Source organism: Phytoactinopolyspora mesophila (assembly GCF_010122465.1).
Taxonomy (GTDB): domain Bacteria; phylum Actinomycetota; class Actinomycetes; order Jiangellales; family Jiangellaceae; genus Phytoactinopolyspora; species Phytoactinopolyspora mesophila.
Genome location: NZ_WLZY01000018.1, coordinates 13,282 through 38,214 on the forward strand (window position 1 = coordinate 13,282; position 24,933 = coordinate 38,214).

The window sequence follows — 24,933 nt, forward strand, 5'->3', positions numbered from 1 at the left end:
ACCGCACGATAGGAGATCTGACGTGGCACGAATCGGAATCATCAGTTTCTCGGACGGCCGGGACTTCGTCCAGGAGGAGACCAACACCTTCGTGGCCAAGGCGGAGGAGCGGCTGGCGGACCGGTTGCGCGCCGCAGGGCACGACGTGGTGCTGGCGGCCGAGCCCATCACGTCGAACGAGCTGGCGGTCCGGGAAGCCCGGCGCATCGCCGACGCCCGCGTCGATCTCACCCTCTTTCACTACGCCGTCTGGGCGTTCCCGCACTTCTCCGCCCTGGCCGCGGCCGAGACCACGGGAGCGATCCTGCTCTTGTCCAACATCGACCCCCAGTACCCCGGCATGGTCGGCATGCTGGCTGCCGGCGGCTCGCTGGACCAGGTCGGCCGGACTCATTCGCGGGCATGGGGCGACATCGGCGACGACGCTCTGGTGCGGCGGGTGTCCGAGCAGGCCCGGGCCGGGCACGCCGTGGCGCAACTGCGTGGCTCCACCTTCGGCCGGATCGGCGGGCGGAGCATGGGCATGTACACAGCCGTCGGCAACCCCGACACCTGGATCGCCAAGTTCGGCATCGATGTGGAGGAGATCGATCAGTGGGAGATCGTCCGCCGCACCGAGTTGCAGGACGCCGCGCGGTTGAAGGCCGGCCGCGAGTGGATTGAACGGCATGCCGCCAGCGTCGAGTACGACGGCAAGCAGCTGACACCGGAGATCCTCGAGCGCCAGATCGGCTCCTACCTGGCCATGCGGGAACTGATCGACGAGTGGAACCTCGACTTCACCGGCATCAAGGGCCAGCCCGAGCTGACCACCCACTTTGCGACGATGGACATCGCCGAGGCCCTCCTCAACGACCCATACGACTGGGACGGCCCGAAGGAGCCGCACGTGTGCGCCACCGAGGTGGATATGGACGGTGCGCTGACCATGCAGATTCTCAAGCGGCTGTCCGGAACACCCGTGCTGTTCGCCGACGTCCGGCACTACTGGGCCGACCGGAACGTGTGGGATCTGGCGAACTCCGGGCAGCACGCCACCTGGTATGCGGCCCGAAGCGACGACCCGGCGGACAACTTGGGCCTGACCAGGTTCATGCCGGAGTCGTTCTATTTCCCGGCCGGGGGTGCGAGCGTACGCCATTTCGCCGCCCCCGGCCGGATGACCTTCGCCCGCCTGTCCCGGTTGGACGGCCGCTACCGGATGCAGGTCACGCTCGGCGACGTGGAGCGGTACGACGACGCGACCAATGAGCAACTGGCCGCGGCGTCGTCGCCGGAATGGCCGCACGCGTTCGCCAGGTTCGACGCGCCCGCCGAGGCGTTCCTGTCGGTGTTCGGCGCCAACCACATCCATGCCGTGCCGGGCGATTGGACCGCTGAGCTGCGCAGTGTGTGCCGGCTGCTCGACGTCGACTACGTCGACCTGGCGCTGGTCGTTGCCTGAGCAGCCACCCCCTTTCCCGCGTTGATCATGGGCAGCTGCCGCCTATTGGGCGTCGAATAGGTGTCATGTGCCCATGATCAACGCGGAGTGTGGGGGCGCTGCGCGCGCGCGTCGTAATAGCGTTAGTCGCATGCAGGAGATGCCTACCCATTCCGTCGAGCCGTCGACCGGTTACGTGCCGACCGATCCGGTGGAACACCCGAACCGCGGCATGTCGGCCGGCGAGGACGATATGACCAGCGGCAACATCACGCACAACAACCCGGGTGCGTATTGCGAGCCGAGTGGTGGACCGACCGGCGACGCCACAGTCGACCAAGCACTGCGCACGCTGGACGGGCTCGAAGGGCGGCCGATCCACGAACACGCGGCCGTGGTCGAGGGGGTCCACCAGGCGCTGCAGGAACGGCTGGCCGACGAACCGATTGATGACCACCCGGCCGACGGACAGGTGTGAGCTGGTGGCCGCACGTCGTCGGCTCGACGCCGAGTTGGTCCGCCGCAAGCTGGCGCGTTCGCGAGAACACGCGGCCACTTTGATAGCCGACGGGCGGGTACGGGTGGCGGGGATGCCGGCGACCAAACCCGCCACCGCCGTCGATCCCGCAGTGGCTCTCGTGGTGATCGATGCCCCGGCTAGTGAGGATTATGTATCGCGCGGTGGTCACAAACTCGCCGGTGCGCTCGACGTTTTCCGTCAGGACGGTCTCGATGTGAAGGGGCGTCGCTGTCTCGACGCGGGCGCCTCGACCGGCGGTTTCGCCGACGTGCTTCTACGCCGCGGGGCAACGAGCGTGGTTGCCGTGGATGTCGGTTACGGTCAGCTGGCGTGGTCGCTGCGCTCCGACGATCGGGTGGAGGTTCACGACCGCACGAATGTCCGCGATCTGACGGCCGGGCTGGTCGGTGATCCGGTGGAGGTGGTGGTGGGCGATCTGTCCTTCATCTCGTTGCGCCTCGTGTTGCCGGCCTTGCGTTCGGTAGCAACCGAAGACGCGGACCTCGTGCTGATGGTGAAGCCTCAATTCGAGGTCGGCAAAGAGCGAGTAGGCAAGGGGGGCGTCGTGCGTGATCCGGCGCTTCGGGCCGAGGCGGTGCACGCGGTGGCGATGGAAGCCGCCGGACTCGGCCTGGGCGTGGCCGGTGTGACGGCGAGCCCGTTGCCCGGCCCCTCGGGGAATGTCGAGTATTTCTTGTGGCTGCGCGCCGATGCCGCGCCGCCGGATCCAGCCGCCGTCGACCGCGCTGTAGAGGAAGGTCCCACATGACGTCCAGCAGTGACAACCGAGCGGTGCTGCTGGTCGCGCATACCGGCCGCAAAGAGGCAAGGCTGGTGGCCGCTGAAGCGGCAGAGCGGTTCGCCCAGCATGGTATCGAGGTGCGCGTCTTGGCTGACGAGTCCGCCGAGCTTCTCGGCATGTCGAGCGCGCTGGCTACCCATGTTGAAGCCGGACCGGAGGCCGCGGAAGGCTGCGAGCTGGTGGTCGTGCTCGGCGGCGATGGCACCATACTGCGCGGCGCCGAGGTAGCCCGGTCCACCAACACGCCGATTCTCGGCGTCAACCTCGGCCACGTGGGGTTCCTGGCCGAATCGGAACGCGACGCCCTGAGCTACACGGTCGATCACGTCGTCAGCCGGGACTATGAGGTTGAAGAGCGGATGACGGTCGACGTCAGGGTGCGCCTGGACGGCCACGTGCTGGCGGACAGCTGGGCCCTCAACGAGGTCAGCGTTGAGAAGGCCAGCCGGGAGAGAATGCTTGACCTGGTCGCTGAGGTCGATGGCCGGGCATTGTCCAGGTGGGGGTGTGACGGTGTGGTGATGGCGACGCCTACCGGCTCGACCGCATACGCGTTCAGCGCCGGCGGACCTATCGTCTGGCCTGACCTGGAAGCACTGCTCATGGTGCCCATCAGCGCGCACGCCCTGTTCGCCCGTCCGCTTGTGGTGTCGCCCTCCTCTGAACTGGCGGTGACGGTGCAACCCACGACGGGGGGAGCGGTGTTGTGGTGTGACGGCCGCCGGCCGGTCGATCTCCCACCGGGGTCGCGAATCGAGGTGCGCCGGGGCCGGTGGCCGGTGCGGCTGGCTCGGTTGCATACCGCACCGTTCACCGATCGGCTGGTCGCGAAGTTCGCCCTGCCGGTCGAAGGCTGGCGCGGGCGCCGCCACGAGTAAAGCGACCCCCGCCCCATTCTCCGTGGGGTATCCCGGCCCGGTTCCCCGTGGGGTATCCCGCCCCATTTCCCCGTTGATCATGGGCAGATGACACCTATTCGGAGCCGAACAGGTGTCATCTGCCCATGATCAACGGGTTGAAGGGGAGGGCGGCGCGCCGACGGATGGCGCCGGCAGGTCGCCAGCGTCGGCTAGGCTGGATTGTCGTGCTACAAGAGATCCGGATCCGTGGGCTGGGCGTCATCGACGACGCTCAGCTTGAGCTTGGGCCCGGCTTGACGGTGGTCACGGGCGAAACCGGCGCGGGAAAGACGATGGTTCTCACCGGCCTCAGCTTGCTGATGGGTGGCCGTGCCGATGGCGGATCGGTCCGCACGGGTGCGGAACGAGCCGTCGTCGAAGGTCGCCTCCAGGTCGAACCAGACGGCCCCGCGGCCATCCGAGCGGCCGAAGCCGGAGCTGACCTCGACGAAGACGAACTTCTTCTGGGACGCACAGTCATGGCGGGTGGCCGCTCCCGGGCCTACGTCGGAGGCCGCAACGCGCCGGCGAGCTTGCTCGCGGAGCTGGCCGAAGACCTCGTCGCCGTGCACGGCCAGAGCGAGCAGCAGCGGCTGCTACGTTCCTCGCGGCAGCGCCTGGCGCTGGACCGCTTCGCCGGCGATGCGGTGGCCACGCCGTTGGCCCGGTACACATCCCGGTACGAGCGGCTGCGCACGGTCGAATCCGAGTTGACCGAAGTAACCACCCGAGCCAGAGAGCGCGCCCAAGAGGCAGATCTGCTCCGGTTCGGCCTCACCGAAATCGAGCGGGTGGATCCTCAGCCCGGCGAAGACGTCGCGTTGCGAGCCGAGGAAGACCGCCTTGCCCATGCTGATGCCCTGCGCACAGCCGCGGAGGCAGCTCATCGCGGGCTGTCGGCCGACGAAACCGGCCCCGACGAGCTCGACGCCTTGACCCTTCTCGGCTCGGCTCGGCAGGTACTCGAGCATGAGCGCGGCCACGACGAGCAACTGGCTGGACTGGCTGACCGGCTCGCCGAGGCCACCTATCTGCTGGGCGACATCGCCGCGGACCTGGCGTCCTACGCCAGCGCCATCGACACCGACCCGGCGCGGCTGGCCGAGGTTCAGGAACGACGTTCGTTGCTGGCGGACCTGATTCGCAAATACGGGGAGGACTACCCACCCACAGAACCCGGCACGCAGGAAGAACTCACCGATCCGGCTGTGTTCAGCGCGATCGACGGGGTTCTGGCCTGGGCCGAGCGCGGATCACGCCGCCTGCTCGAACTCGACGGCGACGACGAACGCGTGAACGCCCTGCGGGAGGAGCGCGACACCCTCGGCACCGAGCTGGCGGATCTGGCTGCGGAGATCACCAAGGCTCGAACCGAAGCCGCCCAGCGTTTCAGCGAGGCTGTCGGTGCCGAGCTGACCGCGCTGGCGATGCCGCATGCGCGGGTAGTGGTCGACGTCCGTCCTCGTGGTGGAACGGCGAGCCGGCGGACGAGGAACGAGGGAGCCGGGGAGCGTGACCGTGGGGATGGAACAGCGAGCCGGCGGACGAGGGACGAGGGAGCCGGGGAGCGCGACCGTGGGGATGCCGTAGGCGAACTCGGACCGCACGGTGCCGACGAGATCGAGATCCTGTTCAGTGCGCACAACAGCGCCCAGCCGCGACCCTTGGACAAGGGCGCATCCGGCGGCGAACTGTCGCGGCTCATGCTGGCCATCGAGGTGGTCTTCGCGGGCGCGGATCCGGTGCCGACATTCGTGTTCGACGAGGTCGACGCCGGCGTCGGTGGCAAGGCAGCAGTGGAGGTGGGCCGGAGGCTGGCCGCGCTGGCGCGGCACGCACAAGTCCTCGTCGTCACCCATCTACCCCAGGTCGCCGCTTTCGCCGACCGGCATCTCACCGTCGTCAAATCCGACGACGGCAGCGTCACCAGCAGCAATGTTCAGACGTTGGATGACCCCGCTCGAGTCCGGGAACTGTCCCGCATGCTCGCAGGGCAAGAGGACTCGGCATCGGCGCAGGCACATGCCGAAGAGCTGCTGGCCGCTGCCGCGGCGAGCAAGAACAGCTCGCCCCGCACCACCACCGGCCGGGCCAATACGGCGGGGCGAGACGCGATTCGTGGCCCGGACATGGCAGGATTCGAGCAGTGAGGATGCCCATATTGCGCCGTCGCAGGTCTGACGATCTGCCAGGGATCAGTGGCACCGCCCGGCTGGATCATCGGACCAAGAACTTGACCAAACGGCTCAAGCCGGGCGAGATCGCCATCATCGACCACCTTGACCTCGATCGGGTCAGCGCCGAGGCGCTAGTGGCCTGCGAGGTCGGCGCTGTGATCAACGTCCGGCCGTCGGTCAGCGGCCGGTACCCCAACCTCGGCCCCGACATCATCGTCGAAGCCGGTATACCGCTAATTGACGACGTTGGCCCCGACCTGTTCAGCGAAGTCCAAGAGGGCGAGACGCTGCGCGTGGAAGGCGACGCCATCTTCCGCGACGCCCAACACGGCGGCAAGGCGGTGGCGCACGGGTTCCGGCACACCGAGGAAAGCCTGGCCAAGCTGATGCACGACGCCCGGGAAGGGCTGTCCGCGCAGCTGGAGGCTTTCGCCGCCAACACCATGGAGTTCCTCAAGCGGGAACGTGAGCTGTTGCTCGACGGCGTGGGTGTGCCAGAGGTTCGAACGAGTTTCGAGGACCGGCATGTGCTCATCGTCGTGCGCGGCTACGACTACAAGCACGACCTCGTGGCGTTGCACCCGTACATCCGGGAGTATCGGCCCCTCTTGGTGGGCGTCGACGGCGGTGCGGACGCGTTGCTGGAGGTCGGCCTCAAGCCGGACATGATCGTCGGCGACATGGACTCGGTGTCCGACGACGCCTTGCAGAGCGGTGCTGAACTCGTCGTCCACGCCTATCGCGACGGTAGGGCCCCCGGGCTCGGGCGCCTCGAGCGTATGGGCTTGTCCGGCGTGCCGTTCCCGGCCGCTGGTACCAGCGAGGACATCGCGATGCTGCTCGCTGACGACAAAGGCGCGCAGCTGATCGTGGCGGTCGGCACACATGCCACGCTGATGGAGTTTCTCGACAAGGGCCGGTCCGGTATGGCGAGCACATTCCTGACCCGCCTTCGAGTGGGAGGCAAGCTCGTCGACGCCAAAGGCGTGAGCCGGCTGTATCGTAGCCGGGTATCCAGTGGTCTGTTGTGGCTGCTGGTGCTGGCCGGCGTGGTGTTGGTGGCCGCAGCCCTCTTCTCCACCCCCACCGGACAGGCCTACCTCGATGTTGTGGGCTCGTGGTGGGACCGATTCTCCTTCTGGCTTCGAGGACTGTTCTGACGTGATCGATTTCCGATATCACCTCGTCTCGATCATCGCGATCTTTTTCGCGCTGGCCGCTGGGATCGTGCTGGGCGCGGGTCCCCTGAGCGACACGATCGACGACACCCTGACCGATCAGACCAGTGATCTGCGCGAGGACAACCGTCGGCTGCGCGAGCAACTGGAGACTGCCAACGAAGAACAGGCCTACCAGGAGGCCTTCGTCAACGAGATCACGCCGCGGCTGGTGTCGGATCAGCTCGAAGGTGAGCGCGTTGCCGTCATCGCGTTGCCCGGCGCCAGCGAGGACACCGTCGAAGAGGTCAGCGAGGCGCTCGAGCGTGCCGGCGCGGAGGCCGATCTCACGGTCAGCATCGAGCCGGCATGGACGGATCCAGACTCCGAGCCGGTGCTGGACCAGCTGGCTACCGAAATGGTCTCCAGCGGTACCGAGTTGGGTGCCGGCAACGGCTTCGACCGTGGCGCTGCGGTACTCGCTGCCGCGTTGCTCAGCCGCTCGCCGGAGAACGGCGAAGCAGACGCGCCCGCCCGCACCGTCGACACGATGGTTGTCACGGCGTATGAGGAAGCCGGGATGATTCAGCTCGGACATGACGCGTCGACGACACCGACGATGGCCGTCGCCGTGGCCGGCCCAGTGTCGGGCGACGACGCCGACGAGCGGCTGTCCCGGCTGCTCAAGCTGACCGATGAGCTGCGGGCGAACAGCGACGGCGTAGTGGTAGGCGGCCCACCGGCAACTGCGCAGAACGGGCTCGTGGCAGCGCTGCGCGGCGCCGACGTCGAAGACGATGCCGACGAGGTCTCGACGGTGGACGTCATCGACCTGCCGACCGGTCGCGTCGCCGCCGTATTCGCCCTCGCCGAGCAGCAACGCGGCGGATCCGGACACTACGGCATCGTGGGTGACACCGACGGAGCGCTGCCTCCCGTGCAGGACTCGGATGCGGAGGACGACGACGAGGACCCCGGCACCGACGACGGGTCTGACTCCGACGACGAGGACCCCGAAGACCCCGAGGACGTCGAAGACGAGGCCGACGAGGCAGGCAACAACTGATGGGCGCCGTATTCCAGGCCGCGCGCCTCGTGGCCGGGGCAGCCGTCGCCGGAGCCGCTACCTGGGCGCTTGCCCGACGCTGGGTGCCACACCCGCCGGCGCTCCCGACCCCGCCCGGCCAGGACCAGCCGGTAGAGGCGGCCGAAACCTGGCAGCGCAAGAATTTCCACGGTGAGAGCGTGTCGTTGGTGGCCGGACCGGCGCTGGCAGCCGGTGCCGCGGCCGGCATCGCGCTGGCACCCGGCGCCAGCCGCGGAGTTCGAGCCGCGGGTGTCGGCACGGCAATGGCCGTCGGTGCGGTTGGCCTCTACGACGATCTCACCGGCGACTCGTCTAGCAAAGGGTTGCGCGGGCACCTGGTCGCGCTGCGCGGCGGCGAGGTCACCAGCGGCGCGGTGAAGGTGGGCGTTATCGGTCTGGCCGGACTCGCCGGCGCGGCATTGGTGAGCGAGAACGCCTTCGATGCTGCCGTCGGGGGTGCCGCCGTCGCCGGCCATGCGAACGTGGTGAACCTGCTTGATCTGCGTCCAGGCCGCGCGGGCAAGTCCGCACTGCTGCACGCCCCTTTGGTGCTGACCGGCCCGGGCGGCGCGGTGGGTGCGGCCGCACTTGGCGCGACCGTCGCGGCTCTGCCGGACGATCTCGGTGAGCGGACAATGCTCGGGGATGCCGGGGCGAACGTCCTCGGCGCTCTGCTCGGGCTGGCGATGGTGGCACGTGAGGGACGCCGCGCCAGGCTGGCACACCTGGCCGTGGTGACGGCCCTGACCTTGGCCAGCGAGAAGGTGAGTTTCACCAAGGTCATCGAGGGTACGCCGGTGCTTCGTGATCTCGACCGCCTCGGCCGGCGCCCGTAGCCCGTATGCGGGCGCGACGTGTCGCGGCCGGCGTCACCGCTGGTATTGCTGGTGGCGCCGCGCTGATCGCCGCGATCAGCGTGATCGCGAGGGTGGTGGGCTTCGGCCGTCAGCTTGTCTTCCAGTCCACAATCGGCCAGACCGTGCTGGGCGAGATCTTCGCGACCATCAACGCGTTGCCGAACGTCGTCTTCGAGATTGTTGCCGGCGGAGCGCTGGCCAGCGTCGTCGTACCCCTGATAGCCGCTGCCGCTAGCCGCGGCGACACCGAGCACGTGCGGCAGACGGTCTCCGCCCTGCTTGGGTGGACGCTCATCGTCCTGGTGCCGGTGGTGTTGCTGGGGGCGCTGCTGGCCGGGCCGATCGTCGAGCTGATGTTGCGGGGGAGGGGTGGCGCGGAAGGCGCCGAGGTGGGGCGCACCATGTTGCTGGTCTTCTTGCCGCAGATCCCGCTGTACGGGATCGCGGTCGTGACGGCGGGTGTGTTGCAGGCACACCGGCGGTTTCTCGCCGCGGCGCTCGCTCCCATCGTGTCGAGCCTGGTGGTGGCCGGGACATTCGTGGTCTTCGCCAGAGTGTTTGCCGGCGGGGACCGCAACGATCTCGCCACCCTGGATCGTCGTTCGGAACTGATCCTCGCCGGAGGAACCACCACCGGTGTGCTGCTCCTGACGCTGACCACCTTCGTGCCGATGCTGCTGCGAGTCACCGGGCTGCGACCCACGTTGACGTTCCCGCCCGGTGTGGCGCGCCGGGCGGCCAGCCTGGCCGGTGCGGGCATCGTGACGCTGACCGCCCAGCAGCTCGCGTACTTGATGTCATACCTGATGTCCAACGAGCACGCCGGCACCGGCGGTGCGGTGACCTTCCTGAACAGCTGGATGGTCTACTTGCTGCCCTATGCCGTCCTGGCGGTGCCGATCGCGACAGCGGCGTTCCCCCGGCTGACCACTCATGCCGCCGATGATCATGATGCCTATGCGCGGACCCTGGCGGGATCTACTCGTGCGGTTCTGGCCGCGTCCGGTGCCGGTGCCGCGGTCCTGATTGCCACGGCCTGGCCGGTGGCGGCCTTCTTCGGGCTGCTCGATCATGGCGACGTGCCGATCGAACGGATGGCCTGGGCGCTCGTTGCGTTCGCACCCGGGCTGCTGGGTTATGGGCTGGTCGCGCATCTGGGACGGGCATTGTATGCGCGTGGACGGGGCCGGGCCGCGGCCACAGCCACGGCCAGCGGCTGGTTGCTGGTCCTGGTGATGGCCGTGGTTCTGGCCAGTAACGTGGAAGAAGAACGCGTGACCGCGGCGTTGGGTCTGGCCCATTCGGCAGGGATGACGTTGGCCGGCATCTTGCTGCTGCGGGCGGTGGCCAAGGATTCCGGCCGGGAGGCGCTAGCTGGAGTCGGCCGCTCGCTGGCCGGCGTGATCGTGGGCGCGGCGGCCGGGGGCGCCGCCGGCTGGTGGGTCGCGGCATCGTTGCCGGACAGCAGTTCCGGCACGATCCTGACGTCGGGCGTGCTGTCGGCGCTGACGGCAGTTGTGGTCGCTCTGCTGGTGATTCTGGCCACAGACCGCAAAGCTCTTGCGGTCGTGTTGAGAAAATGAATCAAGAAGGTCTCAATCTGGTGATCGGCATCGGAACGGCGGCACAACGCTGTGATCGTTGGGGTGGGGTGTCGTCGCGGCGTAGCCCGCGCCGGACAGCAGTGCGCCGCCGGGTGCGTTCATGATCACTGGGTAGAGGGGGAGACTATGCGCAGGAAGAGGAAACAGTGACCGAGCCGATTCGCGTGACCATCGTGCTGTCGACGAGCAGCGGAGGAGTGGGCCGGCACGTGCGCTCCGTCGTCGACCGGCTACCTGCGCTCGGGGTTCGTCCCTCTGTTGCCGCTCCGGTGGCCACCGGCGAGCACTTCGGCTTCATCCCGGCTCGCAACGGAGTCGGCGCCGCCGCCGGCCGGGCAGGGCGCGGCCCAGAGCCCCGCGACACCTCCGAGCCGGCCCGGCCGCTCGACGAGGATGTCGTCCCCGGCGGACCCGTGCCGTTCACGGCTGTCGAGATCTACACCCGGCCCCGGCCGGTCCAGGATTTCCAAGCGGTGCGGCAGTTACGCAGCCTGATCCCGCATACCGACGTCATCCACGCGCACGGGTTCCGCGCTGCCGCGCTCACCGGCCTGGCACTAGGGCGCCGCCGGCCCGGCCGCACCCCGCTGGTGGCGACGTGGCACAACGCCGTTCTGGGCAGCTCATCGCGCCGGTTCGTGCTGACCAGCCTGGAACGCCTTGCCGCCAAGCGCGCCGACATGACCCTCGGCGCATCTCTGGACCTCGTCGAGCGCGCCAGCATGCTAGGAGCGGGCGATAGCCGCCTGGCTCCGGTGGCGGCGCCGGCCATGGCCCCACCGGTACGTAGCCGTGAGCAGATCCGTGCCGAGTTCGGTGCCGGTGACCGGCCGGTGGTCCTTGCGGTCGGCCGGTTGGCACCACAGAAGGACTACGACACATTGCTGGCCGCCGCCGCGCTGTGGCAGCAGCGAGAGCCGCGCCCATTGCTGGTCGTCGCCGGCGACGGCCCGGAGATGGACCGGCTCCGGCGCGATGCCGACAACGCCCGCATCGACGTGCTCTTCCTCGGCCGTCGCGACGACGTGCCAGACCTGCTGGCCGCGGCCGACACCTACGTCATCACCTCCACATGGGAGGCCCGGGCCCTGGTTGTCCAGGAGGCGATGCGAGCCGGCGTACCCGTCGTCGCCACCGCCGTTGGTGGCCTTCCGGAGCTGGTCGGCGATGACGCCAAACTGGTTCCACCGGGCGAGCCCGCGGCCGTAGCCTCCGCGGTGACGAAGCTGCTGGACGAGCCCGAGCTTGGCCGTGAGCTCGCCGAGCGTGGGCGGCAGCGGGCGGCGCACTGGCCCGACGAAGACGCTACCGCTGCGCAACTGGCAGCGATCTACGCCGAGCTCGTGAGGTAGGTCGACCCTACGGTCCTGGGAGCCCGCCCCGGACCCCGGACCCCGGACCCCGGACCCCGGACCCCGGACCCCGGACCCCGGACCCTCCGGTTCATGGATCCTCTCCTTGCCCAGCAGACTCGGTCGGAGAGAGGCTTCGCCATCGGCCTCCCTCGCTGATGCCCACCACACCATGGAGAGAATCCATGAACCGGAGGGTTGCGCGGCCGTGTACGCTGCGGTTTCGTACGCCGGACCGCAGACATGCCCACCACACCATGCAGACTTCGGCCCCCGGAACATAGCGCGGCGGGGCTTGGCGGCGGAAGCAAACGAGCAATTAGGCGACGGCGGTGTTGATGATGGCTGTGCGCTGGCGCCAGTGGGACCAGTAGGCACCCTTGTAGCCGAGTATGGTCAGATGTAGCAGGAACGGGTTGTCGGCGTAGTTGTTGTCTTCCTGGGACAGCCCCGGGGCGGTCGGCAGCATCACCCGGTGCCGTTCGTTGTCCGGCACCCAGTCCCAGAGCAGCTGCAGACTGGTCAGCCATCGTGTGTTCGGGCCGAGCCGACCACGTCCTTCGGGCAGGTCCGGGGAGAAGTAGTACACCGGCCGGAAATCCCCGGAGGGCGCGAACATGAATTGTCGCTCGTACTCGACGGGTCCGGAGCATTTGGCCGCAGGCGTGAGCAGGATCGGTTCGGTGGCGGTGTTGGATTGCAGACCGGGTACGGTCCACATGCCGCCGCTCGTCTCAGCCAGCCGCTGACCCAGCGGTGAGTACGGGAACACCCGGATCCCCAGGGTGTATCCGACGACGGTCGCATCCAGCGATTGCAGGGCGTCAACGCAGGCGCGCATCGTGTGTTCGGTCTCGCCCGGCATTCCGAGCAGCGCCTCCACCATGGTGAGCATCCCGTGATCGGAGGCCAGCCGGCACAGCCGGCGCACATCGTCGAACGTGTAGAACCGGGTCCCTTTTGCGCTCACCTTCCACCCGTCGAGAAGTTCATCGCGCACGTGATCGGGGGCGACGTTGATGCCCGCGCAGCCGGCGCGGGCCAGCAGCTCGGCGTACTCTTCGTCGAACGGTGCGGGCTGGACATAGATCCACAGCCGTAGCTGGTGCAGGGGGGACGAGGCGTCGGACTCCTTGCGGCGGATGATCTCACGCAGGACCGCCTTGCTGTGGGCGATGTTGAGATTGAACTCGCTGTCGGTGGTGTGTAAGTCGTGAACGCCCTGCGCGGTGAGAGACTCCATTTCGTCCACCACGGCCGTTTCGGCGCGACGCGCGAACTGATGCCCCTTGGCGTCAGGCTCGACGCAATGGGTGCACGCGAAGCTGCACCCGTTCTTGGTGAGGATGTTTCCGAGTCCACCGTGCCGGTAGTACGCGAGATTGTCGACCCGACGGGGCACACCTGAACGGCGGGCGTATGGAGTAGAGCGGTTTACCAGCGAGACACGGCCGAGCCCGGCACGCCCATCTGGTTGGGGCGCCTGGTGTACTCCGAGGACCGGATCGTTGATGATCAAGCCCGCCACCGTCGTCGGCGCCCGGCCTTTGTCCAGCGTGGAGGCGAGATCCACGATGGTCACTTCACCTGGCCCTTTCACGCCGAACTCGATGCCGAAATACTCGACCAAGGCGAACGGCATCGACGAGAAGCCGACGCCGCCGGCAACGATAGGCGCATGAGAATGGTGCCGGATCGCCCGGATGATGTCGCGGTGCGAGTCCAGGAATACGCGCTGCTCTTGCGGGTAGATCGTGTCAGTGTTGCGAATGGTGACGCCGACGAGTATCGGATCACGGTTCGAGAAGAAACGGGCAATCGCGTGCCGCCACAGCTCCCGGCGCAGGGTGAGGTCGAGCACCTCCACGTCGAAACCGGCAGCTTCCAGCGACGTCGTCAAGATGTCGAGCGCATACGGGGTAATAGGAGGGTGGACGAGGTTCGGATTGACCAATGTGACGAGCTTCGGGCTCAACGCAGCTCCTTCGCGATCAGCCCGGCACACTGAAGAAGTCGGGCCGGGGCCGACGATGCCCAGGATCATGACACTTCGGCGAGCTGTGCACAGGGGCCAATTGATGAGCCAGTAGTCTGGGCGGCCGGTGTCCTGCAACCGTGCACAGAACCTGGCGGAAAGTGGATCAAATGCTGCGGAATCTGTACGCCTTGTAGGGGGCCAGTATTTCTATCGTGATGGGCGGGGCGGTTCTCACTTCCGACGAAGGGAATCGTGGTGGAATCAGGAAAGCCCATCTGGGACGTCATCAGGCACGCTCGGGATGGGAAGGGCCTTAGCCAACGTGAGCTTGCCGAGCGCCTCGCGGCGGTATCGGGAAAGACATCTGTGACGCGAGACGATGTGAAGCGGTGGGAAACCGGCAAGCGGATTCCGCGGCCGGCATGGCGGCACTGGCTCGCCGATGTCCTCGAGATCCCGGTGGAACGACTGGACGTGGCCGCGCGGCTGGCGCGTCACGCTCGCAGGTGCCGGGTCAGCTCAGTGGCGCCAACACGGCCGTGAAGTGCCGTAATGTGCCGGCCTGTTCGACTATTCGATAGCCGGGGACCTCCGCGGCTTTGGAAGCGACGCGCGCGGCCACCTCGGCTACGTACTCAAGATGACTCTTCGTGTACACGCGCCTCGGAAGCGTGAGCCGGACCAGTTCGCGGGGGGCCGCGACATCTGGTCCACCGGAGGGATCGACCCGGCCGAATACCAGTGTGCCGAGATCGCAACCCCGGATGGCACCGGCCAGGTAGAGCTCGTTCGCTAAGGCAGTTGCGGGGAAAGCTAGGGCGGAGATGTGCGGTAGTAGGAGACGCGCGTCTATGTAGACGGCGTGACAGCCAGTCGGTTCAACAACTGGCAGGCCGGCCGCTGCGAGCTGGTCACCGAACCAGCGTGCCGACTCGGCTCGGTACCGCAAGTAGTCTGGATCGGTCACTTCCCGTAGGCCTTGTGCCAGCGCGTCGAGATCGCGCCCGGCCAGCCCGCCATAGGTGGGGAAGCCCTCGGTCTCGATCAGCCGGTTGCGGCATGCGCGTGCAAGATCTGCGTCTCGCACGGCGATCATCCCGCCGATGTTGCCGATGCCGTCTTTCTTCAGACTTGCCCAGCAACCATCCGCCATCGCGAACGTAGCCCGTGCCACGTCACGAGGCGCCGAGTTCGCGTACGACTGGTCGCGCTGAGTCACGAGATAGGCGTTCTCGGCGAACCTCGAGGCGTCGAGCAGCAACATGACTCCGTGCCGGTCGCACAGTTCGCGCACGGCGGCCACGTTCGCCGGTGATACCGGCTGGCCGCCGCCGGCGTTGTTCGTGATGGTGAGAACCACACACCGAACTCGGCCGACGCCGGACTCGTGAAGATGCTCGTTGAGCGCCACGAGGTCGATGTCGCCGCCGAACGGTTTGGAGGCGTTCTGCTCCACTGGTAGGTCTACTGCTATCGCGCCGGCCGCCTCGACGCTGGCCCGGGTGGTGTCGAAATGGGTATTGCTGACCGATACGTCGCCGGGGCTCAGGGCACTTGTGAGCAGGATTCGCTCGGCCACACGTCCTTGATGTGCCGGGATCACCTCCGGGAAGCCAGTGAGTTCCTCGACGACTGACTCGAAGCGCTCGAACGAGCGTGCTCCGGCGTAGGACTCGTCACCTCGAAAGAGAGCGGCCCATTGCTCGGCCGACATCGCGCTGGTCCCGGAGTCGGTCAACAGGTCGATGGTGATCATCCGGGCCGGCACGCGGAACAGGTTGTAGCCAGCGTTGGACAGCATGGTCCGTCGTTCCTCGCTGGTAGGGAACGGAATCGGCTCGACGGCTTTGATCCGGAACGGTTCCATGAAAGCGGGCACTGTCGCGGTCCTTTCCGAGCGGGATGTGAGGAGATCAGGCGAGGAATTCCGACCAGTCTGCGCGATGCGACGACCCGGCAACAGGGGCCAGTTTGGAGGCCGACCGACCGGTCTGATAGGGGCTCGTTTGTAGTCATTGGTGACATCAGGTCAGCAGAGCGGTACCGTTCTTGGATCTCGTGTCCTCAGGTTTACGGCAACACGGGGGTACTGGCCGATACCTGGCGATCGTGTGTGCGGGGGTGCGTGGCGCCTTGCCGGGCACCTGACTGGGTAGGGCGAAGGAAGAAGGGGAAGCTGATGGCTGCCTTGCCCCTCGAACGTTTCGAGCTGTTTCGTTCGCAGGATCTTGACGAGACCCGTGAGATCGTGGGACGGATCTTCTGCGAACACCGGCTGGACCTCGCAGGGAGGGACCACAGACTAGACGCCCGGATGCATTCGCATCGCCTCGGGCAGATCGTCGCCAACTTCATGTGGTACGGGGGCGACGTCTACATTGAGCCAGGTTTGCTCGATACTTTCTACGTTGTTCAGATTCCGCTGTCCGGCCGTAGCGTGGTCCACTGCGGTAACAAGGAGGTGTATTCCACGTCCGCTATCGGTTCGGTCATCTCACCTACCGAGTATCTCCGGCAGCGTTGGTCTCCGGATTGCCAGCAGATCATTATCCGGATCGAGCGCACGGCACTGCAGGCGCATCTGCGTGACATCCTCGGGGTGCCGCTGTGGGAGCCCTTGGTGTTCGAGCCCGAGTTCCGGATCACCGACGGCCCCGCGGCCAGCTGGGTTCGCTGGTGCCACGCTCTGATCCATGAGCTCGAGCAGCCGGAAGGGCTGATATTCAACGAGTATGTGGCCCGTCAAGCTGAGTACACACTCATGTCCGGTCTGCTGGCGGCGCAACGGCACAACTATTCTGAGTTCCTCGAGGAAAAGAAGCTGCCGGTCGTGCCTTCTCGCCCGGTGAAAACCGCGCGAGAAATGATCGACGCACATCCGGAGTGGTCCCACACCGTCCAGAGCCTTGCTGGGTACGCGCACGTCAGCGAGCGCACTCTGCAAGCCGGGTTCAACGAGGTACTGCAGACAGGCCCCAAGGCGTACCTGACCGACGTGCGCATGCAACGGGCACACCAGGAGCTCTACGCCGCGGCGCCCGGTACTACCACGGTTTCCACCGTCGCTCGTCGGCTGGGCCTCAACCATGTCGGCCGATTCGCCGCCGAGTACAAAAGGCGCTTTGGCGAATTGCCCTCGGAAACGCTGCGGCGATGACGACCCGGCGATGACCACGCGGATGGCGTGGTCATCGTCGACCGGTCTGGTCCGTGTTCAGGTGTACAGGCCCAATTCGTGGACCCTGTCGCAGGCTTCTTTCAACAGAAAACGCACGGTGGGTACCAAGGCCTCGACGTCTTCTGCGCTGACCTGGTTGTCCCGCCCGATGGGGTTGTCCAACGTCAGCAGCCGGCGTCGTAGCAGTTCGAGATGTTCGAATTGGGTGCCGAGCTGCGCGACGACGGCTCGGTTGGCCGAGGCACGATCGGCGCTGGCACTGAGCCGGAGACCTTGTGCGGCGAGCAGACCGGCGCCGATCAGCCGGGCGCTCTGGCATACGAGGATGAACGCGGAGGCAGGCGCCAGGGTGGATACGTGATCGGCGGCGCTCAGATGGTGGGATGCATGGTCGAAATAGGGTGTGCCATCGGCGGCTTGCCCGCTGATCATCTCGAGTTCGCCGTCGTCCACCAGCCTGTTGATCACCTCGAAGCCGAGATGTGGTGGATCCGCCGGTGCGGGCAACCCATCCGGCGGGGTGGTTGGCCTCACGTGGACGACCGGTGTGCTCACGTGCTGCTGTGGAATGCCCGGCGCGAGTCGGTGGTGGGAGGCTGACCCGCTTGCGCCTGCTTTCCGGGTGGCGGAGACGATCCGGTACCGCACGGGCCGCTTCAGCCGCTTCTCGGCCCGTTTAGCCGCGGAACGCAGAGCGTCCCGGCTGGGTGCGTCGCCGTCGTGCACGGTGAGCCGGACCTGGATGTTGTCCGGTTCCGGTCCGGGAATTCCGGCGAACCGCTCAGCCCATGTGCTGGTCAGAGCTATCCTGGCGATACCTGAGACTTGGCCGAACTCTTCACCGATCACCTGCGGCACGCCGTACGAGAGCCGGATGAGTTCGGTCAGAGGGCCGAGGATAGGCTTGTCTGCCGCGGCTTGAGTCAGCCGGATCGCTCCGTCGTTCCTGGTGATCAGGATGCCGGCATCGGCCAGCAGCTGTGCTTCCTTCGAGACTGAAGCCAACGACGCGCCGGCGTGATCGGCCAGTTCGGTCAGGCTGAAAGCCCGCGTCGGGTTGAGCAGGACCGCCGCCAGTACGCCGGCGGCGACCCGGGAGCGGAAAACCGGAAGCAAGGCTGGAGTGCCCTGCATCCGGCGTCCGTTCGAGGATGTTTCTGGTTCCGCCGTGGCGCCGGCGGCGTTGCCCAGGCGGTTCAGCCGGCGGGCTGCTGCCGCGCCGGCATCGAGCTGTTCAGGCGGTACTTTGAGCACCGCCGAGAGCCACAGGCGCCATTCCGTGCGGGGCACTTGCCGGCCGCGTTCCCACCGGGCTACCCGGTCGCGGCCCATAGTGGGCCGGCCGGAGATGGTGGCGAGTTCGTGGGCCAGCGTGTACTGGCTCATGCCGAGCTTGTGTCGAGCCGAGCGGATGATCTGACCGATCGGCGGGGGGACGTTGGCAGTCATGTGCTGGTCACCTTCTTCGTGAGCCCATCCGTTCCGGGGTTGGATAAGCCTCCCGCGGTGACAGTACGAGGTGTAGGTGTCCTCCGGCAGTTCGTTTTATGCGAATGCTGGGCCACTTTGCGAGAACTCTCGCCCGGAGTGCGGAAGGTCTCGGTGGAAGGCGTCCCCGCGACTAGCCAGGACTCTCAAACTGACATTCAATTCAGCAAATTGATCAATGCTTTGTCGAATCGGGCGAGGGTTTCGTCGAGTTCATCCGGCCCGTGGGCGGCCGAGACGTACCAGACGCCTCGCGGTGCCACCCAGATGCCGTGGTCGATTAGCATGCCTGCGAACTCTTCGTAGCGTGCGAGGTCGAGGTGCTGCAGGGTGCGGTGGTCGGTAACCACCGTGTTGGGATCACCGAATGAGATGTGGAATGCCGCAGGCAGGCCTGCCACGCGCAACGGCACCGCATGCTTGGCGGCGAGGGTCCGTAGTTCGGCCATCAGCGTAGTGCCTTGCTCGGCGATGTGATCGTAGGGCGGATCGTCGCGCATGAGATTCAAGGTGGCCGCTACGGCGGCCATGTTCGGTACTGCGCCATTGAACGTGCCGGCGTGAGTAATCTCGCCGGTGCCGAACGGAGCCATCAGCTCCGCCGCGCCAGCGAGCGCCGCCACCCCATAGCCCCCGGCCATCGCCTTGCCGTAGGTGGCTAAGTCAGGTGTGACTCCGTAGTAGCCGGCAGCGCCGGCGAGCCCGAGCCTGAATCCGGAGATCACTTCGTCGAAGATCAGCACCACGCCGTACCGGGTGCACAGCTGGCGGACCCGTTCTAGGTAGCCGGGGAGCGGTTCGATCACGCCGGAGTTGATCATGACGGGCTCCATGATGATCGCCGCCGTCCGGGAGCCGTAAAGCCGCAACGTCTCCGCGACCGCCTCGGCGTCATTCCATGGCAGGATGATGACGTCATCGAGATGGCTGCCGAGCTGACCGGCGCTGGCCACACCCCAGACGCCGTCTCGTGGTGCGACGAGCATGTTGTCCAGCCAGCCGTGATAGTGCCCCTCGAATCTCACGACCTTGGTCCGGCCGGTGGCCGCACGTGCAGCGCGAATGGCGGCCTGGACCATCTCAGTGCCAGTAACGCCGAAGCGGATCATGTCCGGCCACTCGAGGGCCTTGCAGACGGACTCGGCGGCCACGATCTCCACCGAGTGCTGACCACCGAGAATCAAACCGTGCTCGCTGACCTCGTGTACCGCTTCCACCACACTCTTGGGTGCATGACCGAGCAGGTTCGGGCCTTGGCCTAGCACGTAGTCCACGTAGCTGTTGCCGTCCACATCCCACAGCCATGCCCCCTCGGCGTGATCGAAGAACACCTTTGGCGCCGCGAGGCGGATGTTGGAGTGCACTCCGCCGGGGGTCCGCTCACAAGCTTTCAGATGCAACTCGTTCGAACGTGTGCGTTGTGGGACGGCGTCGCTCATGAGGGCTCCCTCGCCAAAAGAAGATCAGCGGTCGCAGAGAAACACGCGAACGAACTGGCTAGTGAAACTAGTGTTTCATTAGCGTATCCGCGACAGTGGAGCTATACAAGCACGCGCCCACAGCGACTGTCAGGAGGCCTCTTTCCTTCCGAGGTGGTTGGCGGCGTTGATGAGTAGCGCCGCCGCTTGTTCGATGTGTTTCATAGTGAACCGGCTGGCGGGCCCGCTGATGCTGAGAGCGGCGGGGATGTTGGTGCCGTGGACGGCGACGGCGACGCAGCGGCCGTCGATGTCGTTCTCGCGGTCGTCGATCGCGTAGCCGCGGCGGCGTACCTTGGTGAGGTCGTCGAGGTAGTCGTCGATGGTGGTGATCGTGTTGGTGGTGCGTGCACTCAGATCGGTGCGCTCGAGGATTTCGCGGACGCGAGCCTCGGGTTGGAGGGAGGCGATGGCCTTGCCGAGGGCGGTGCAGTGCAGGGGATCACGGCTGCCCTCGTCTCTGGACATCCGGACGTCGCGGTGGCTAGGGACGGTTTCGACGTAGACCACGTTCTTGCCGGTGAGGACGCCGAGGTTGGCTGTTTCTCCGGTGTCGTTGCGTAGTGACTCGAGCCATGGCCTGGCGCGTTCCTGCAGGATGGTCAGGGCGCGTGACTGCATACCCACGAAGCCGAGGCCGAGGCGGTATTGCCCGTTGGGGTCGCGTTCCACCCACTCGGCGGCTTCGAGTGTCCAGAGATACCGGAACGTGGTGGGCTTGGCGAGGTCGATCGTGGAGCTGATCTCCGCAAGTGAGAGTCCTTCGACGGACTCTTGCATCAGGTTCAGCATGGTGATGACGCGCTCGACGGAGCGGTTGGTGTAGTTGCGGTCGAGCTCCGGGGAAACGCTTGCCCGCGTAGGGGCGTCGTTGACATCGATCGCTTCTTCGCCTGTGGCTTCATCCCTGGTGTTGTCGACCTGTTGTCGCGGGGCCCTCCGCCCCTGGCTGCGCTTGCGTGGCATGCTCGTCTCCTCATCCATGGACTTTGGATCAACTGTTTCAGAAGTCTACTGGAGGATTTGGGCTGCTAGAAGTCATAGTGCGAAGCTTGCCGCCGCCGGCTCACGGTCAGAATGACGTTCGGTGCGGTGTGCTGCGGTGTGCTGCGGTGGGGCGCCTCCGGCCGAAAAGGGCCACATGCACGTATGTCACGCTGGAGTTGCGGTGTTGTCACGATGAAACAGGCGATTGTCCGCCTCGGGGGCGCAGGTCGGGCTTGCGGTTGCGTATGTTGCGCATTGGCGGACAATGATAGGTAATCCAGCGGGTGAGACCCAGATCACAGCCGTCGAAGAGGGTGAGGGTTATACGTCGAGGGTTTGGGTCTGCGCGGTGGCTGGCAGGCTTCCCCGGACCGCGGAAGTAACCAGCTGGTATGTATCGCGAAGGTGGACGAGCACTGAGCCGATCGACTGGCGTCGCGAGACGTCGTCCGGGGATGACGAGGTGATCGGGATGGTTGAGCTCCCGGCAAATCCGTTGGCGATTGAGTTGTCCCTCACCAATCAGGAGCTGTGGTGGCAGACGAAGGATGACTCTGATGGGGTGGAGTATTGGCGCGCTTCTGCCGACGTCTGGGGTCTTGATCCCTGCCCACCGGATCGCCGCCACGTAGGGCTCTTCAGACTTGCTGTTGTCGAGCTCAACCCCGAGCGGAACTTGCTGGATTCACTCGAGGTGGGCGAGTGGGAGTTCGAATACATCGCAGAGACGGTGCTCAATCTGAACGACGGAACGCTCGTCCCGGAGCTGGACGCACAGATCAGCAATGGCATGCAGCGGATGGTGATTCTCTGCGGATTCGAGCTGGCGGAGGTCTGGCGTGGGCATGGTCTGGCTGCACCGCTGATCGGCGCCACACTTGGACGGTTCTCGGAGACGGCACGGCTGGCGGTTTGCCGGATCTCACCCGCCGACTTCAACGGTGAATGCCCGGATCGGATATCGGCTGAACTGACGGCGTTGCGTCTCGGGGCGCTGCTGGAACGAGTCGGGTTCTTTCTGTGGAAGGGCGTCTACGTCGTGGATCTCAATGACCGAGCCTTGGCCGATGCCGGCTTTGGTCTCTTCCGGCAGTGGGGGCCGTGTGGGGGAGACTGCTGAGTAGCGGAATTCGGCACGGGGCCACAGACTCGATCCTGAGGGAAGTCACGGGTGACGTGCGGGCAATGTGCGGCTATCCTTGATCAAGTCTGGCCCGGGCATAGGGCGCTTCTGGGGGGATAGGCGATGGAGCTTCGCCGTGCAACTGAAATGGCGTCGAGATGATGGCGCTGCCGCTTGCTGATTACGAGCTGATCCGCGCGACTGACTTCGACGAGGCCAAAGACGCGCTGTTCAGGAGTTGGCGGCCGCACCACTTGGAGCGGGTGGGAGCCTCCACGGCGGTTGACTTCCAGCTGAACGGCGTCCCGCTTGGCGAGATGAGCGTCAGCGCCATGACCTTTGGAGCCGAGGTTGTCAGCGACATCGCTCCGTTCGGGATCTTCGCCATCCTGGTCTCCGTCTCGGGCGAATGTGTGATCCGTTCAGACAGCCAGCAAGCTACTGTCAAGCGAGGGCGAGCAGCGGTGTTGTCGGCAACAGACCGCATCCGCACCCATTGGTCGTCGGACTGTGCCGTACTGATCTTCACGCTTGATGCGGGCGGCATCGAGCGACATCTCAGTGAGATCCTGGACGAGAAGCTGACAGATCCGCTGCGCTTCGAGCTGGAGATGGACATCCGCGCCGGGCGGGGGCGTGACTTGTATCGCCGGGGCTTGCGTCAACTGCTCGACCGGCTCGAGCAGCACGACGCGATGCTCGACGATCTCAGCGTGGCGGCCCGATTCGAGGCCTTCATCATGCGTGCGCTGATGATGGCCCAGCCGAACAACTACTCCGCCCGGCTCGCCTCATTGATGTCAGAGTGATCAACCTTGCGGCCTGAGTGGTAATACCACTACGCTCGTTTCTACGTCGCCAGCGCATGATGAGATCACACGGGCGGAAATATGAGCGCGAAGACGGCCTTTGTTTCACGGAGTACATAGTGAGCTGAAGCTCAGTTGCCAAACACGGTGCGGAGTGAGTGCTGTGTCAGCTGGTGTCGATGTGTGCTGCCGTCTGTTCTCCGCGGAATCTGACGGACAGCAGGAGAAGTACGCGAATCCGCTACGGGCCTGGGACGGCCAGAGTATGAATCCGAGACCCGGTTCGGCTTCGCCGAATGGCGTGATCCCGAAGGTGACCAGCTGCGCGTTCGCCGGTGCTCAGCTCGACCACCGGGTCATCACCACGGCAGGCGGCTCGGAAACTCAAGCTACCGCATCCGCGGGCGACCTGTTCGTCATCCGGCCCGGTGTCACCGAGCTGCCTGGAATACATGCTCGAGAAGATCCCGATGCGTCGGCTTGGCCAGCCCGAGGAAGTAGCCGCACTGATCGCATGTCTCGCATCGGATCGGTGCAGCTTTTCCACGGCGGCGGTGTACGACGTGAGTGGGGCCGCGCGACTTACTAGCTCGAAAAGGGGAGGACCACGATGCCTCTCACACGATCATCAGGATCTGTGTGATGCACGCCTTCGTCATCGACGCGCCCATGGCGGGCCGCGTGCAGAAGGTCGACGAACCACAGGCGGATGACGCCGACGTCGTGGTCGACGTCGAAACCGTGGGCCTGTGCGGCATCGAGGTCGAGCTCTACGCCGGAACCATGCCCTACTTGCACCAGAGGCTGACCACTTACCCGATTCGGCCCGGTCACGAATGGGCTGGGACAGTGCGAGAGACCGGCCCGGATGTGACCACGGTTCGGCCGGGAGATCGCGTCACGGCAGACACGTTCATCGGCTGTGGATCGTGCGACCGATGTCAATTGGGACGGCACCACCTGTGTGTATCCCGCCAGGAGATCGGTGTGCGTGATGGACGTCCAGGCGCGCTCGCCGAGCGAATCTCCGTCCCGGCGGTCGCCGTGCACAAGATCCCGGATGGCATGTCGGCTACCGCGGGCGCCTTCGTCGAACCAGCCTCGTGTGCGCTGCGTGCGGTCCGAGCGGCGGATGTCGCCTATGGGACGACGACCCTGGTGTTGGGCACGGGCACACTTGGGCTGCTCGCGGCCCAGTTCGCGCGTGCACTGAATGGCGAGGTGTGCGTCGCCGGGCTGATTCCGGGGCAACTCCAACTGGCCGAGCGTCTTGGCTTCACGGATGTGGTGCGCTCAGACGAACTTGATACGAGGCAATTCGCGTGCGTGATCGAGGCCACCGGGGCGGCGAGTGTGCCGCAGCAGGCGTTGTGGCACGTTGAGCCTGGTGGGCGGATCGCGTTGCTCGGCGTGGCACCGGAGATGGCCGTCCTCGACGCGGGCAGACTCGTCTTGAATGATCTTGCGGTGGTCGGTGTTCTCGGCGGCTCCGCGTTCATTGATGACGCGATTGACATGCTCGCCAGTGGTGCGGTGGTGGTTGAGCCGTTGGTCGCCGCCACCATCGGACTGGACGACGTCGCCGGGATTCTCGAACGCGGCTGCCGGATCGTCGGCAATGACGCGCCCAAGATCCACGTCCGGCCCAATGACACAGCACAGGGCTAGCGCATGGCTCTCGGGCCAGGAACGGCTAGTCGCCGACGTATGGCCGCCTGCTCTTCGGCTGGTCCAGGGCGAAGCGAGACGCCGTTTTCGCGTGCACTAGAACGAGCCGTGCCGTCACGTCCCATCGGCTCCCGGTAGGCGTCAGTCCGCTCCGAGCTCGCACCGCAGGCAGAGCAAGCTCAGTACCAGGAGACCAGGGACCGCCAACGGTGCATCAGACCCGAGTTCACCCACTGAGGTGTTCATCGATGGGTCAGTGGGGTGTTGACGTGCGGGTTTGGTTGCTGGGGTGGGGTGGAGGGGTCACTAAATATTCGGTTGGTCGGTAGTCTCGGCGGGTGGCATC

Annotated in this window: 22 protein-coding genes; 17 read left to right on the plus strand and 5 right to left on the minus strand. The window is 66.1% G+C overall.

Annotation, left to right across the window (positions count from 1 at the left end):
- Positions 1-22 precede the first annotated feature (22 nt).
- The 10 genes from F7O44_RS28820 to F7O44_RS28865 all read left to right on the plus strand — a co-directional run bounded on the left by F7O44_RS28820 (position 23) and on the right by F7O44_RS28865 (position 11,878).
- Positions 23-1,444, plus strand: a complete 1,422-nt coding sequence (locus tag F7O44_RS28820; protein WP_162453792.1) for an L-fucose/L-arabinose isomerase family protein — start codon at positions 23-25, stop codon at positions 1,442-1,444.
- A gap of 130 nt (positions 1,445-1,574) precedes the next feature.
- Complete coding sequence (locus F7O44_RS28825) at positions 1,575-1,901, plus strand: hypothetical protein (RefSeq protein ID WP_222851804.1); 327 nt, start codon at positions 1,575-1,577, stop codon at positions 1,899-1,901.
- Between the two features lie 4 nt (positions 1,902-1,905).
- Positions 1,906-2,712 (plus strand): TlyA family RNA methyltransferase, encoded by an 807-nt coding sequence (locus F7O44_RS28830; RefSeq protein ID WP_343073938.1) that lies wholly within the window; start codon positions 1,906-1,908, stop codon positions 2,710-2,712.
- Complete coding sequence (locus tag F7O44_RS28835) at positions 2,709-3,623, plus strand: NAD kinase (RefSeq protein ID WP_162453794.1); 915 nt, start codon at positions 2,709-2,711, stop codon at positions 3,621-3,623. Before F7O44_RS28830 ends, F7O44_RS28835 begins: the two co-directional genes overlap by 4 nt.
- Before the next feature lie 164 nt (positions 3,624-3,787).
- Entirely contained in the window at positions 3,788-5,794 is a 2,007-nt protein-coding gene (locus F7O44_RS28840) for a DNA repair protein RecN (protein WP_162453810.1), read from the plus strand.
- Positions 5,791-6,981: a putative cytokinetic ring protein SteA gene (gene steA, locus F7O44_RS28845; RefSeq protein ID WP_162453795.1), complete on the plus strand. Its 1,191-nt coding sequence runs from the start codon at positions 5,791-5,793 to the stop codon at positions 6,979-6,981. The genes F7O44_RS28840 and steA overlap by 4 nt, the downstream gene beginning before the upstream one ends.
- A 1-nt stretch (position 6,982) precedes the next feature.
- A complete protein-coding gene (locus F7O44_RS28850) occupies positions 6,983-8,044 on the plus strand; it encodes a copper transporter (protein WP_162453796.1) in 1,062 nt (353 codons plus the stop codon).
- Positions 8,044-8,901: a hypothetical protein gene (locus tag F7O44_RS28855; RefSeq protein WP_162453797.1), complete on the plus strand. Its 858-nt coding sequence runs from the start codon at positions 8,044-8,046 to the stop codon at positions 8,899-8,901. Before F7O44_RS28850 ends, F7O44_RS28855 begins: the two co-directional genes overlap by 1 nt.
- A 5-nt stretch (positions 8,902-8,906) precedes the next feature.
- A complete protein-coding gene (murJ, locus tag F7O44_RS28860) occupies positions 8,907-10,505 on the plus strand; it encodes a murein biosynthesis integral membrane protein MurJ (protein WP_162453798.1) in 1,599 nt (532 codons plus the stop codon).
- A 167-nt stretch (positions 10,506-10,672) separates the two neighbouring features.
- Positions 10,673-11,878, plus strand: coding sequence for a glycosyltransferase (locus F7O44_RS28865; protein ID WP_162453799.1), 1,206 nt, complete (start codon positions 10,673-10,675; stop codon positions 11,876-11,878).
- Between the two features lie 319 nt (positions 11,879-12,197).
- Here the strand turns inward: F7O44_RS28865 and tsrT are convergent, their stop codons facing one another.
- Entirely contained in the window at positions 12,198-13,853 is a 1,656-nt protein-coding gene (gene tsrT, locus F7O44_RS28870) for a tryptophan 2-C-methyltransferase (protein WP_246221572.1), read from the minus strand.
- Between the two features lie 258 nt (positions 13,854-14,111).
- On the opposite strand from tsrT, the gene F7O44_RS32200 reads away from it, so the two are divergent.
- A complete protein-coding gene (locus F7O44_RS32200; protein ID WP_222851806.1) occupies positions 14,112-14,399 on the plus strand; it encodes a helix-turn-helix domain-containing protein in 288 nt (95 codons plus the stop codon).
- Here the strand turns inward: F7O44_RS32200 and F7O44_RS28880 are convergent.
- On the minus strand, positions 14,371-15,735 hold the full coding sequence (locus tag F7O44_RS28880; protein ID WP_222851807.1) for a tryptophanase: 1,365 nt from the start codon (positions 15,733-15,735) through the stop codon (positions 14,371-14,373). The two genes, F7O44_RS32200 and F7O44_RS28880, sit on opposite strands and share 29 nt — an antisense overlap.
- 300 nt (positions 15,736-16,035) lie before the next feature.
- Between F7O44_RS28880 and F7O44_RS28885 the strand changes: the two genes are divergently transcribed.
- Positions 16,036-17,013, plus strand: coding sequence for an AraC family transcriptional regulator (locus F7O44_RS28885; RefSeq protein ID WP_162453801.1), 978 nt, complete (start codon positions 16,036-16,038; stop codon positions 17,011-17,013).
- 57 nt (positions 17,014-17,070) lie between these two features.
- Here F7O44_RS28885 and F7O44_RS28890 read toward each other — a convergent pair whose 3' ends face one another.
- The 3 genes from F7O44_RS28890 to F7O44_RS28900 form a co-directional block, all read right to left on the minus strand.
- Positions 17,071-18,483: a helix-turn-helix domain-containing protein gene (locus F7O44_RS28890; RefSeq protein WP_162453802.1), complete on the minus strand. Its 1,413-nt coding sequence runs from the start codon at positions 18,481-18,483 to the stop codon at positions 17,071-17,073.
- A gap of 197 nt (positions 18,484-18,680) precedes the next feature.
- The gene (locus F7O44_RS28895; protein ID WP_162453803.1) at positions 18,681-19,961 is read right to left on the minus strand and encodes an aspartate aminotransferase family protein; all 1,281 of its coding nucleotides are present in this window, start codon (positions 19,959-19,961) and stop codon (positions 18,681-18,683) included.
- A 129-nt stretch (positions 19,962-20,090) separates the two neighbouring features.
- The gene (locus F7O44_RS28900) at positions 20,091-20,966 is read right to left on the minus strand and encodes an IclR family transcriptional regulator (RefSeq protein ID WP_162453804.1); all 876 of its coding nucleotides are present in this window, start codon (positions 20,964-20,966) and stop codon (positions 20,091-20,093) included.
- A 493-nt stretch (positions 20,967-21,459) separates the two neighbouring features.
- Here F7O44_RS28900 and F7O44_RS28905 point away from each other — a divergent pair, with 493 nt between their 5' ends.
- The 5 genes from F7O44_RS28905 (at position 21,460) to F7O44_RS28920 (ending at position 24,587) form a co-directional block, all read left to right on the plus strand.
- A complete protein-coding gene (locus F7O44_RS28905) occupies positions 21,460-22,107 on the plus strand; it encodes a hypothetical protein (RefSeq protein ID WP_162453805.1) in 648 nt (215 codons plus the stop codon).
- A 164-nt stretch (positions 22,108-22,271) separates the two neighbouring features.
- Positions 22,272-22,919, plus strand: coding sequence for a cupin domain-containing protein (locus F7O44_RS28910; protein ID WP_162453806.1), 648 nt, complete (start codon positions 22,272-22,274; stop codon positions 22,917-22,919).
- Positions 22,920-23,073: 154 nt separating this feature from the next.
- Entirely contained in the window at positions 23,074-23,508 is a 435-nt protein-coding gene (locus F7O44_RS30830; RefSeq protein ID WP_246221573.1) for a hypothetical protein, read from the plus strand.
- Positions 23,390-23,632 carry a hypothetical protein gene (locus F7O44_RS32205; RefSeq protein WP_343073939.1) on the plus strand — a complete coding sequence of 81 codons (243 nt, stop codon included), beginning with the start codon at positions 23,390-23,392 and terminating at the stop codon, positions 23,630-23,632. The genes F7O44_RS30830 and F7O44_RS32205 overlap by 119 nt, the downstream gene beginning before the upstream one ends.
- Positions 23,562-24,587, plus strand: a complete 1,026-nt coding sequence (locus tag F7O44_RS28920; RefSeq protein ID WP_162453808.1) for a zinc-dependent alcohol dehydrogenase — start codon at positions 23,562-23,564, stop codon at positions 24,585-24,587. The genes F7O44_RS32205 and F7O44_RS28920 overlap by 71 nt, the downstream gene beginning before the upstream one ends.
- The last annotated feature ends 346 nt before the right edge of the window (positions 24,588-24,933 follow it).

Bases quoted from the DNA above. Each gene is read 5' to 3' on its own strand.
- F7O44_RS28855 (WP_162453797.1), top strand. From the start codon at position 8,044: ATGGGCGCCGTATTCCAGGCCGCGCGCCTCGTGGCCGGGGCAGCCGTC.
- murJ (WP_162453798.1), top strand. From the start codon at position 8,907: ATGCGGGCGCGACGTGTCGCGGCCGGCGTCACCGCTGGTATTGCTGGT.
- F7O44_RS28910 (WP_162453806.1), top strand. From the start codon at position 22,272: ATGGCGCTGCCGCTTGCTGATTACGAGCTGATCCGCGCGACTGACTTC.
- F7O44_RS28905 (WP_162453805.1), top strand. From the start codon at position 21,460: ATGGTTGAGCTCCCGGCAAATCCGTTGGCGATTGAGTTGTCCCTCACC.
- F7O44_RS28900 (WP_162453804.1), bottom strand. From the start codon at position 20,966: ATGCCACGCAAGCGCAGCCAGGGGCGGAGGGCCCCGCGACAACAGGTC.
- F7O44_RS28825 (WP_222851804.1), top strand. From the start codon at position 1,575: ATGCAGGAGATGCCTACCCATTCCGTCGAGCCGTCGACCGGTTACGTG.
- F7O44_RS28920 (WP_162453808.1), top strand. From the start codon at position 23,562: ATGCACGCCTTCGTCATCGACGCGCCCATGGCGGGCCGCGTGCAGAAG.
- F7O44_RS32205 (WP_343073939.1), top strand. From the start codon at position 23,390: ATGCGTCGGCTTGGCCAGCCCGAGGAAGTAGCCGCACTGATCGCATGT.
- F7O44_RS28840 (WP_162453810.1), top strand. From the start codon at position 3,788: ATGGCGCCGGCAGGTCGCCAGCGTCGGCTAGGCTGGATTGTCGTGCTA.
- F7O44_RS28890 (WP_162453802.1), bottom strand. From the start codon at position 18,483: ATGACTGCCAACGTCCCCCCGCCGATCGGTCAGATCATCCGCTCGGCT.
- F7O44_RS28895 (WP_162453803.1), bottom strand. From the start codon at position 19,961: ATGAGCGACGCCGTCCCACAACGCACACGTTCGAACGAGTTGCATCTG.
- F7O44_RS28835 (WP_162453794.1), top strand. From the start codon at position 2,709: ATGACGTCCAGCAGTGACAACCGAGCGGTGCTGCTGGTCGCGCATACC.
- F7O44_RS28885 (WP_162453801.1), top strand. From the start codon at position 16,036: ATGGCTGCCTTGCCCCTCGAACGTTTCGAGCTGTTTCGTTCGCAGGAT.